We start from the raw sequence: 10,679 nt of genomic DNA on the forward strand, positions 1-10,679 counted from the left end.
GCGGCACGCGTTCCCCGGACCCGACCGCCGACCAGACCCCCGAAGCGGAGCCACCATGACCGACCACCGTGCCCGCAGACGACGCCGCTCGTTCTTCCGACGCCACCGTCTCGCCATGACGAGCCTGCTCGTGCTGGTCGGCGTCGTGATCACGGGGGTCGGGGCACTGGCGATCTTCGGTCTCACCACGATCCGGTCGGCGGAGGACGCCCTCGACGACGTCGGCACCCTGACCGACTACGCGGGCCGTCCCGCCCCCGCCACCGACGGCTCCGTCAACCTGCTGCTCCTCGGGTCGGACAGCCGCGAGCCCGTCGACGACCGCGATCTCGGGGGCTCCGGGCCGCGACGGGCGGACACGATCATGGTCGCCCACATCGCCGCGGACCGTCACTCCGTCGAGCTCGTGTCGATCCCTCGCGACACCTGGGTCGAGGTGCCGGGCCACGGCCAGGCCAAGGTCAACGCCGCCCTGGCCTGGGGCGGTGTCCCGCTCCAGACCCGGACGATCGAGGCGATGACGGGCGCACGCATCGACCACGCCGCCGTCGTCGACTTCGGTGGCGTCGAATCGATCGTCGCGACGTTGGGTGCCGTGACCGTGCAGAACGACGTCGAGTTCCGTCGAGGAGATCGCGTCTTCGCCGAGGGAGCCGTCACCCTCGACGGTCCGAGCGCTCTCGAGTACGTGCGCGAGCGCTACGCCTTCGCCGACGGCGACTTCCAGCGCATGCGCAATCAACGAGCCCTGGTGGCCGGCATCACCGACCGCCTGGTCAGCACGCGCACCCTGACCGATCCGGCGCGCGTCTCGGCGTTCGTCGAGACCACTGCCGGTCACGTCGGGGTGGACAGCTCGTGGACCACGAGCGACATGATCGGCCTCGGCCTCTCGTTGAGACAGCTCCGACCGTCCGACGTGACGTCCTTCACGATGCCCGTCTCGGGCACCGGCACGTCACCCGACGGGCAATCGATCGTCGTCGTCGACGACTCGATGCTCGACGACCTCCGTCGGGCGTTCGCCGAAGACGACCTCGAGGCGCTCAGCCCCCCTGCGGGCTGAGCGAACGGATCAGAGCGGCCACTGCCGGGCCCCAGCCGCCACCCGTCGCACCGGGCGACACCCGCACGGCATCCGAGAACGTCCGCCACGAGCTCGGTGGCAGTCCGAATCCACACGAGATCAACCCATGGGCCAGACGGGGCTCGAGGATGTCGAGTTCGCGGGACAGCGCCGGTGATCGTTCGACCGAGGCGAGTCGCCTGATCGTGGCACCCAGGCAGGTCAGGGTCGACAGGGGCGCCGGGGCCCCTTCGGACCTCGTCGCGAGGGGGAGCAATTGGCTCGTCACCGCCGCGATCTCGGCCCGGTCGGCGCCGCCGCCCGTCGGGTGTCGACCGGCCGACCACGACACGAGTCGTGCGTACAGGTCGCGGGCGGCGACGACGTCGGCGACCTCGGGGCGAGCGACCCGCGTGTAGCGGTTCGGAGCCATGTCGACGAGGCCCCTCTCGTCGAGCCGCTCGAGAGCGGAACGGACGGGAGTCCGCGAGACGCCCAGCCAGGTGGTGAGTTCGTCGTCGGCGAGCCTCTCGCCGGGCGTCAGGGTGCCGTCCAGGATCGCGACGAGGATCATCCGGTAGACGTCGTCGCTGAGGCGTGGTCGGACGAGGGTCGCGCGGGCGCCGGCCCTCGCGACGTCGTCACCCCGGGGGAGGACGCGACGGTCCTCGACGACGGCGGACGCCCCGAGCGGATCGGACGCCCCGTCCCGGGCGACGTCGGGAAGGTCGAGCCTCGAGGTGACCCGTTCGCACGCCTCGGCCGCGGCGTCGACCAGCCCGCCGCCGAGTGACCGACGAACCTCGACGAACACGTCGGCGACGACGTCGAGATCGTCGGCGGACAGCTCTCGGAGGTGATGGCGCAGGGGCAGCGTCAGACGACGCGCGTGTCGGACGGCGAGGCGGCCGAACACGTTGTCGTCGACGGCCGACCACACCGCCGCCCAGGAGTCGCCGACCGCGTCGACCTCCTCGACGGAACCGTCCGCCGAGGAGGAACGGGCGCGGCAGTCGTCGACGAGGCCCGACAGGCGTCGATCGAGCCCGGTTCGTTCGTCGTGACCCGCCGACGCCACGACGGCCGCGAGCAGGGCGCACCCGACCGCCAGGAGGTCGACGGCGACCTCGCGGCGAGGGACCACGACGCTCGTCGCCCTCCGGGCCGAGATCTCGGCCAGTCGCACCTGCTCGAGCTTCGCGATGGCGACCCGGATCGGCGTCCGCGAGACACCGAGCCACGTCTCGCAGTCGGCGTCTCGCAGGCGCTCGCCCGGTCGCAGCGTGCCGTCGAGGATCGCCTCGACCAGGTACTCGAAGACGGCGTCCTTCTGGAGGCGCCGAGGGATGACCGGACGGGCGGGGGTCGGGACGGGCATCGTCGCCTTTCGTCGGTGTCTGGAATTCCGGGTACCAGCATAAGGCATTCATGCCTCAGGCGTACGGCGCTCCCCCACCGGCCTGCCCCTAGGATCTCCTGGTGGCGACCCCGAACATCGTGTTGTTCTATGCCTTCACACCGCTCGGCGATCCCGAGGCGATGCGTCTGTGGCAGCGCGACCTCGCCGAGTCCCTGCACCTGCGCGGGCGCGTCCTCGTGTCCCACCAGGGCCTCAACGGCACGCTCGGAGGCGACCTGCCCGACGTCAAGCGCTGGCTCAAGAAGACCCGGCAGCACCCGGCCCTGGGCGGGCTCGACGTCAAGTGGAGCGAGGGCACCGGCGCCGACTTCCCCCGCCTGTCGGTCAAGGTGCGCGACGAGATCGTGACGTTCGGCGCTCCCGACGAACTGCAGGTCGACGGGTCCGGCGTGGTGGGCACCGGTGAGCGGCTGTCCCCCGACGAACTCCACGAGCTCGTCGACCGTGAGCAGGTCACCTTCTTCGACGGGCGCAACGAGTACGAGTCACGCATCGGTCGGTTCCGAGGCGCCGTGGTGCCCGACGTGGCCACGACCCGCGACTTCGTGGCCGAACTCGACAGCGGGCGCTACGACCACCTCAAGGACCAGCCCGTCGTCACCTACTGCACGGGCGGCGTGCGCTGCGAGGTGCTGTCGTCCCTCATGACGTCGCGGGGGTTCTCGCGGGTCTACCAACTCGACGGGGGTGTCGTGCGCTACGGCGAGCGCTTCGGCGACGACGGCCTGTGGGACGGTTCGCTCTACGTCTTCGACGGTCGCGGGTCGGTCGAGTTCAGCGACCACGCGGCCGTGATCGGTCGCTGCGAGGTCTGCGGCACCGCGACCAGCCGCATGCAGAACTGCGTCGAGGTGCAGTGCCGACGGCAACTGGTCGCCTGCGACGGGTGCGGTGCACGAGGCGACGTGACCTGCGACCGGCACCGCGCCTCCTCGTCCCTGACCGGCGGCGGACCCGCGGTGCTGTGACCTCGGTCGAGGCTCCGGCGTAGGGTCCCCGGCATGACTGAGACCAACGACATCAAGAAGATCGGCGAGGTCCTCGACGCGGGCCGCATCGGCATCCTCACCACGCAGAGCAGCCACGGCCACCTCGTGAGCCGGCCCCTCGCGATCGTCGATCGCGACTTCGACGGCAAGGTGTACTTCTTCACGCGCGACCCCTCCCCCAAGGTCGACGACGTCAAGGCGCACCCGCAGGTGAACGTCGCCGTCGAGACCGGCAAGGGCTACCTGTCGCTCGCGGGCAAGGCCTCGATCGTCAAGGACTCCGGGCTGATCGACGAACTGTGGACGACCGGGGCCGAGGCCTGGTTCGACAAGGGCCGCGAGGACCCGACCGTCGCACTGCTCGAGGTCGACGTCGACACGGCCGAGTACTGGGTCAGCAACGAGCCCAAGGCCGTCACCCTGTTCAAGTACGCCAAGGCCGCCGTGACCGGCGGACACCCGAAGAACGTCGCCGACACCGGCACCGTCTCGCTCTAGCCGAGGAGGCGCGGCGCGGGTCGTCCTCGACGGCCCGCGCCCCCGGTGGCTCGCGCCCCGTGGTGGTCCGTACCCGCCCCGGTCACCCGCAGGTGACGGTCCGACCGTCGCTGTTCACGTAGTCGCCGGGACCGAGCTGGGCACAGGTCGTCGCGAGTTGCGAGTAGTAGTCGAGTGCCGCGATGGCGTACACGAGGCTCAGGACGATGACGATCGAGGCGACGACCATGCCGGTCAGCGCGAGGGGGGCCGGGCGGCCGGCGGCTCGGGCGCGTCGCGCCGCCACGATGCCGAACACCAGGCCGAGGGGCGCGAAGAAGACGCCGAAGACGATCGACGCGATCGCGAGACCGCGGCCCTCGTCGTCGGTGCGGGGCGGTGCCGACGACCAGTCGTCGTCGGCGGGGAAGAAGTACGAGCCGAGGCCTGCGTTCTCGGCCCGGGCGTCGGGTGCGGAGCCGGTCTCGGGCACGGGACCGGGCGGCGGCGCCCAGACCTGACGACCGTCGGAGTCCCACGTCGGCGCGGCGGCCTGCTGGCCGACGGGCTGCTGGCCGACGGGCTGCGACGAGGGGGGCTGCGACGCCGCGGGCTGGGGGAAGAACGGCTGCTGCTGTCGCGTGGCGGGCATCGACGATGCGCCGGAGGGGTCGAGCGGCCAACCGCGATCGGCCACGCCCGCCTCGGGGTGCACCGGGCGAGGCGGACCGAACGGGAACTCGCCCCGGTCGGGCTCGGTCGGCGCGGGTCGGGCGAACCGGGCCCACGGCGACGGCGGACGCCCCGGCTGCTCGTTGCTCATGCAGGCGAGGGTAGTACGGCCGCCTGCGCGACCGGCAGGGCGGTGACCGGGCCCGTGGACAGGTGCCGCGCCTCCTCGTGGTCCATGATGGGTCTCGACCTCGGCCCGTCGATCGGGCCCTTCGATGCGATGGAGCCCCTCGATGCGAATCGGAATCCTCACCAGCGGTGGCGACTGCCCCGGTCTCAACGCGGTCATCCGCGGTGCCGTGCTCAAGGGCACGCAGATCCACGGACAAGAGTTCGTCGGCTTCCGCGACGGCTGGCGAGGCGTCGTCGACGGCGACGTGATGCCCCTCACCCGCAAAGAGATCCAGGGCATCGCGAAACAGGGCGGAACGATCCTCGGGACGAGCCGCACGAACCCGTTCGAGGGCGACGGCGGCGTCGACCGCATCGCCGAGAACATGGAGCGCTTCGGCATCGACGCCATGATCGCCATCGGCGGCGAGGGCACCCTGGCCGCGGCCAAGCGCCTGACGGACGCGGGGCTCAAGATCGTCGGCGTGCCCAAGACCGTCGACAACGACCTCGGGGCGACCGACTACACCTTCGGCTTCGACACCGCGGTCCAGATCGCCACCGACGCCATGGACCGCCTGCGCACCACCGGCGACTCGCACAGCCGCTGCATGGTCGCCGAGGTCATGGGCCGGCACGTGGGCTGGATCGCCCTGCACTCGGGCATGGCCGCCGGTGCCCACGCGATCCTCATCCCCGAGCAGGCGACCAGCATGGACCAGATCGTCGAGTGGGTGCAGTCGGCCTACGACCGGGGTCGGGCACCGCTGGTGGTCGTCGCCGAGGGCTTCGTGCCCGACCACGAGAGCGACGTGCACTCCGAGCGCGGCCTGGACGCCTTCGGCCGCCCGCGCCTCGGCGGGATCGGCGAGCGACTCGCCCCCGTCATCGAGGAGCGCACGGGCATCGAGACCCGCGCCACGACGTTGGGGCACATCCAACGCGGCGGTACGCCCACGTCCTACGACCGCGTGCTCGCCACGCGACTCGGCATGGCGGCGAGCGACGCGGTGGTCGAGGGTCGCTGGGGGCGCATGGTCGCCCTGCGGGGCACCGAGATCGTCCACGTCTCGTTCGAGGAGGCCCTCGACAGCCTCAAGGTCGTCCCGCAGCACCGCTACGACGAGGCCGCGATCCTCTTCGGCTGAGGGGCGGCCGCCGGTGGGCGGTGGCCGGTGGGCGGTGGCCGGTGCGCGGTGGCCGGTGGGCGGTGGCCGGTGGGCGGTGGCGCGGGGTCCGTCGCACAGGCGATGTGCGCCCGGCCGGAGTCTGACAGTCTCGACGCATGATCACGTTCATCGTGGTGGGGGCGATCGGACTCCTGCTCCTGCTCGTCAGCATCGTCGTGGGCGACCTGCTCGACGTCGTCGACGTCGGCGACGGGCTCGTCTCGGGCGTCGCCCTGGGCGCGGCCCTGGCCATCTTCGGGCTCGCCGGGGTCGTCACGTCGCAGACCGACCTCGCCGCGGGGTGGACCTACGCCGTCGCCGTGGGCATGGCCCTCGTCGCCCTCGTGCTGATCCAGCTCGTCGTCCGCCGCGTGACGCGCCGCGAGAGCGGGGGTCACTGGTCGCCCGTCGGGTTCGTCGGCGTCACGACCGAGGCCACCGGCCCGGCCGGCGGCGAGGTCCGGCTCGACGACGTCCGCGAGCTCGAGCGGAGGCTCGCGACCAGCGACGCGCGCATCGAGCGCGGCGTCCGCGTCCGCGTCGTGGCCGAGAACGGCCCGCGCGTACAGGTCGAGGCGCTCGACGCCGGCGAGACCTCCGCGTCACGTGATCCCCAGACCAACTGAAAGGAAGCCCCGTGGACTTCATCTCCTCGAACGTCAGCGTCGTCGCCATCGTCGTCGCCGTCGTCATCGTGCTCGCCCTGCTGTCGTTCGTCGCCAGCCGCGTCCGTCGCGTCCCGCCGAACGAGGCCCTGATCGTGGTCGGCCGTGGCGCCGAACGGTCCGAGGGCGGCGGCATCTCCAGCCCGCAGAAGGTCATCATCGGTGGCCGCACCTTCGTCTGGCCGATCTTCCAAGAGGGCTTCAAGCTGTCGCTCGAGCAGTACCAGACCCCGGTCGAGGTGCAGGCGATCGACGCCAACTACATCCGCACCGCCGTGAAGGCCACGGTCAACTTCAAGGTGACCGGCACCGAAGACGGGGTGCGCCGTGCCGCCCAGCGCTACCTGCTGCAGCAGCAGCAGCTCCCGGTCATCGTGCAGCAGTCGCTCGAGGGGTCGATCCGCGGTCTCATCGGCGGTCAGCCGGTCGACGACCTGGTCAAGAACTTCTCGCGCCTCGCGGCCGACGCCGTGAACGAGACCAAGGGCGAGCTCGCCGAGCTCGGCCTCCAGATCGAGACCATGAACATCCGCGAGATCGAGACGCCGGGCAGCACCTACCTCGCCGACCGCGGTCGTGCCGAGGCGGCCGTCGCCAAGCAGAACGCCGACGTGGCCGAGGCCGAGGCCGAGCGCATCGCCGCCCTGGCCCGCATCGGCAACACGCAGCAGACGGCCGAGCGTCAGCTGCAGCTCGACGTCCGCCAGGCCCAGATCAAGGCCGAGACCGATCGCGCCCAGGCCGAGGCCGCCGCCGCCGGTGAGCTCGCCCGGGCCATGCAAGACAAGCTGGTCGCCGAACAAGAGAGCATCGCCGTGGCCGAGCAGGCCAAGGTCAACCAGGAGCGACTCAACATCGAGGTGCGCCAGCCCGCCGAGGCCGCGGCCTACGCGTCCGTGCAGAACGCCGAGGCCGAGCGCGACGCCGCCAACGCCGCCGTCGAGGCCGAGGCGTTCCGCCGCACCCAGCTCGCCGACGCCGCCCGCAACGCGGCCGAGAACGAGGCCGCGGCCGTCGAGGCCGCCGGTCGCGCCGAGGCCGCGGCGATCAAGGCCAAGGGTCTCGCCGAGGCCGAGGCCGTGGACGCGCTGGCCGAGGCGCAGGGCAAGTTCGGCCAGGCGGCACTCGCCTCGCAGGTCATCTCGCGCCTGCCCGAGATCGCCCGCGAGATGGCGGCGCCGATGGGCAACATCGACGCCCTGACGGTGGTGTCGACCGACGGTGCCAACGAGCTGACCAAGTCGGTCGCCAACAACATGACGCAGCTGCAGGACGTCGTGAAGGCCACGACGGGGCTCGACCTCGTCAGTGCGCTGGGCGGGTTCCTCGGGGGCAAGGCGGGAGCGTCCGGCCCCGTCGATCGCGTCTGACCGCACCCGCGTAACCTCGATCGCATGCGTGCGATCGTGGTCGAGAAGGACAGGGCCGCCGAGCTCCGGGAGCTCGACGAGCCGGTCGCCGGACCAGGTGACGTCGTCGTCGACGTCACCTGGTCCGGCGTCAACTACAAGGACGGTCTCGCCCTGCGCGGTGACCCCGGGGTCGCCCGGGTCGATCCTCTCGTGCCCGGCATCGACCTGGTCGGCGTCGTGGCGTCCTCGGGGTCGTCACGTTTCGCACCGGGCGACGAGGTGCTGGTCAACGGTGCGGGCCACGGCGAGACGAAGGCGGGCGGCTTCGCCGAACGCGTCGTGGTCGACCCGGGCAGCGCCGTCCTGCTCCCCCCGGGCATCGACGGGCGGCGCGCCGCCGCCATCGGCACGGCGGGTTTCACGGCGATGCTGAGCGTCCTCCGGCTCGAACGCGACGTCGGCCCCGACGACGGCGACGTCGTGGTGACCGGTGCGGCCGGAGGCGTCGGGTCGGTGGCGATCGCGGTGTTGAGCCGCCTCGGGTACTCGGTCAGCGCCTCCTCGGGTCGCCTCGCCGAGCAGGGCGACTACCTCCGCTCGCTCGGGGCCTCGGCCCTGGTCGACCGCGACGAACTGTCCGGTGCGGGGAAGCCGATGCAGCGGGCCCGCTGGGCCGGCGGCGTCGACTCGGTCGGGAGCCACACCCTCGCCACCGTCCTGGCCCAGACCCGCTGGGGCGGCACCGTCACGGCCTGCGGGCTCGCCCAGGGCGCCGACCTGCCGACGACGGTGCTGCCGTTCATCCTGCGGGGCGTGACCCTGGCCGGCGTGAACTCGGTGGAGGCACCGCTCGACCTGCGCCAGCGCGCCTGGGACCGACTGGCACGAGACCTCGACCTCGACCTCCTCGACTCGATGACCGGCGAGGTCGCCCTGGCCGACGTGGTGGGCGCCGGCGAGGCGATCCTGGCGGGCCGGACCCGGGGGCGGACGGTCGTGCGCGTCGGCGGATCGCACATCTAGAACTCCGGATCACCCATACGTACTCAGCCCTCGGGTTTATGCTCGACATGTCGGCGACCGGTTCAGGGCCGGGTCGACGAACCGACCGACCGCGGTGCCGAGCGCCGTCGACCGTCGGCACCTGACCGCAGACACGACGGAGGCCCCCGATGCCGATCCCCCAGAACGACGACCAGACGCCCGCCCCTCGCCGCCTGTTGCGCGACGTCGTCTACGACAAGATGTTCGCCGCGATCATCGACGGCACCCTCGAGTTCGGTGAGCGCCTGAACGACGACCAGCTCGTGGCCTGGCTGGGCGTCTCCCGCACGCCCGTCCGCGAGGCGATCGCCAAGCTCGCCGACCAGGCACTGGTCGACATCGAGGCCAACCGCTACACGCGCATCGTCGACCCGTCCTACGGCGAGTTCGTCGACACCGTCGACGTCGGTTACGCCGTCTGGTCCCTCTTCGTCGAGCGGGCCGTGCCCAAGCTCGACAAGGCTCAGCGTGCCGAGGTCGTCGGCCTCCTCGACACCCGGGCCAAGGCCTTCAAGGCGAAGAAGGAAGAAGACATCGCGGGCCTCGTGCGGGCCAACGAGATCCTTCTGGCCGCGGCCGACAGCGAGTCCCTGACGCGACTGTGGTCGAACACCGGCCCGCGCCTCCTGCTGCTCCTGCGTCGTCCGTCGGCCAACGGCATCTTCGACTTCCCGCAGGCGCACGCCTTCACCGTGGCGTTCCGCGACGCCGTGAAGGCGGACGACGCCGCGGCGGCCGCCGCCGTCGTGCGCGAGCAGCCCGCACGCCTGCAGGGCCTGTTCGACCAGGTGCGCGAGGCGGGCATCTACCGCGCGTGACCGTCGCCCCCTCCGTGGCCGCCCCGGTGCCGCCCGTGCTCGACGTCGTCGCTGCACGGGTGACCCGGGGCGGTCGTGATCTGCTGCACGACGTGTCGTTGCGCGTGGACTCCGGCGAGCACTGGGCGCTGATCGGCCCCAACGGAGCCGGCAAGACGACGCTGCTGACGTTGTGCGGTGCGCTCGGCCACCCGACCGCGGGCACGGTCGACGTCCTCGGCCGCCGCCTCGGGCGCGTCGAACTGAGCGAGCTGCGTCGCCACATCGGCCACGTCGATCCGCGCCATCGCATGGTCGGCGACGCCACCGTTCGCGAGGTCGTGCTGACCGGCTTCACGGGCAGCAGCGACCCGGTGCCCCGCTGGGTGCCCACCGACGAGCAGGAGGCGCGGGTCGTCGACCTCGTCGCGAGCGTCGGTCTCTCGTCCCGCCTCTCGGCACGGTGGAGCGTGCTGTCCCAGGGCGAACGCGGTCGGGCGCTGATCGCCCGCGCCCTGGTCTCTCAGCCGGCCCTGCTGCTGCTCGACGAACCGGCGACGGGACTCGACGTCGCGGCGCGGGAACACCTGCTCGACACCGTCGACGAGCTGCGCACGACCCACCGTGCGATGTCCTCCGTCACGGTGACCCATCACCTCGAGGACCTGCCGAGCAGCACGTCGCACGCCCTGCTGCTACGCGACGGCCGGGTCTTCGCCACCGGACGGGCCGACGACGTGCTGACGTCCGAGCTCGTGTCGGGCGCGTTCGACCACCCGCTCGTGGTCGATCGGGCCGGCGGCCGCTGGTCGGCCCGCGCCCGCCGCCGCTGACCTCCGGCCGTGCCGGCGGGCCGG

At 72.0% G+C, this 10,679-nt stretch carries 11 protein-coding genes; 9 read left to right on the forward strand and 2 right to left on the reverse strand.

Translation table 11 applies throughout. The features are described from left to right. The first annotated feature begins 55 nt into the window (after positions 1-55). Positions 56-1,066 (forward strand): LCP family protein, encoded by a 1,011-nt coding sequence (locus IFT36_RS07170; RefSeq protein WP_200412765.1) that lies wholly within the window; start codon positions 56-58, stop codon positions 1,064-1,066. On the opposite strand, the gene IFT36_RS17090 is transcribed toward IFT36_RS07170, so the two are convergent. After that, complete coding sequence (locus IFT36_RS17090; RefSeq protein ID WP_200412766.1) at positions 1,047-2,444, reverse strand: GntR family transcriptional regulator; 1,398 nt, start codon at positions 2,442-2,444, stop codon at positions 1,047-1,049. The two genes, IFT36_RS07170 and IFT36_RS17090, sit on opposite strands and share 20 nt — an antisense overlap. 101 nt (positions 2,445-2,545) lie before the next feature. On the opposite strand from IFT36_RS17090, the gene trhO reads away from it, so the two are divergent. Together trhO and IFT36_RS07185 are read left to right on the forward strand one after the other, a co-directional pair. Beyond that, positions 2,546-3,454, forward strand: a complete 909-nt coding sequence (gene trhO, locus IFT36_RS07180; protein WP_200412767.1) for an oxygen-dependent tRNA uridine(34) hydroxylase TrhO — start codon at positions 2,546-2,548, stop codon at positions 3,452-3,454. Positions 3,455-3,487: 33 nt separating this feature from the next. Further along, positions 3,488-3,973, forward strand: coding sequence for a pyridoxamine 5'-phosphate oxidase family protein (locus IFT36_RS07185; RefSeq protein WP_056044110.1), 486 nt, complete (start codon positions 3,488-3,490; stop codon positions 3,971-3,973). 82 nt (positions 3,974-4,055) lie between these two features. Here IFT36_RS07185 and IFT36_RS07190 read toward each other — a convergent pair whose 3' ends face one another. Beyond that, positions 4,056-4,775 (reverse strand): DUF4190 domain-containing protein, encoded by a 720-nt coding sequence (locus IFT36_RS07190; protein WP_200412768.1) that lies wholly within the window; start codon positions 4,773-4,775, stop codon positions 4,056-4,058. Between the two features lie 142 nt (positions 4,776-4,917). Between IFT36_RS07190 and IFT36_RS07195 the strand changes: the two genes are divergently transcribed. The 6 genes from IFT36_RS07195 (at position 4,918) to IFT36_RS07220 (ending at position 10,655) form a co-directional block, all read left to right on the forward strand. Next, positions 4,918-5,943: a 6-phosphofructokinase gene (locus IFT36_RS07195; protein WP_056044114.1), complete on the forward strand. Its 1,026-nt coding sequence runs from the start codon at positions 4,918-4,920 to the stop codon at positions 5,941-5,943. A gap of 137 nt (positions 5,944-6,080) precedes the next feature. Then, complete coding sequence (locus IFT36_RS07200) at positions 6,081-6,590, forward strand: hypothetical protein (protein ID WP_159824867.1); 510 nt, start codon at positions 6,081-6,083, stop codon at positions 6,588-6,590. An 11-nt stretch (positions 6,591-6,601) separates the two neighbouring features. Beyond that, a complete protein-coding gene (locus IFT36_RS07205) occupies positions 6,602-7,999 on the forward strand; it encodes an SPFH domain-containing protein (RefSeq protein ID WP_056044120.1) in 1,398 nt (465 codons plus the stop codon). A gap of 24 nt (positions 8,000-8,023) precedes the next feature. Next, positions 8,024-9,004 (forward strand): MDR family oxidoreductase, encoded by a 981-nt coding sequence (locus tag IFT36_RS07210; RefSeq protein ID WP_200412769.1) that lies wholly within the window; start codon positions 8,024-8,026, stop codon positions 9,002-9,004. Between the two features lie 149 nt (positions 9,005-9,153). Next, a complete protein-coding gene (locus IFT36_RS07215) occupies positions 9,154-9,843 on the forward strand; it encodes a GntR family transcriptional regulator (RefSeq protein WP_123571143.1) in 690 nt (229 codons plus the stop codon). Beyond that, positions 9,840-10,655 carry an ABC transporter ATP-binding protein gene (locus tag IFT36_RS07220; protein WP_307785051.1) on the forward strand — a complete coding sequence of 272 codons (816 nt, stop codon included), beginning with the start codon at positions 9,840-9,842 and terminating at the stop codon, positions 10,653-10,655. The genes IFT36_RS07215 and IFT36_RS07220 overlap by 4 nt, the downstream gene beginning before the upstream one ends. The last annotated feature ends 24 nt before the right edge of the window (positions 10,656-10,679 follow it).

Origin of the sequence: Frigoribacterium sp. CFBP 13605, from assembly GCF_014839405.1 — a bacterium.
Classification (GTDB): Bacteria; Actinomycetota; Actinomycetes; order Actinomycetales; family Microbacteriaceae; genus Frigoribacterium.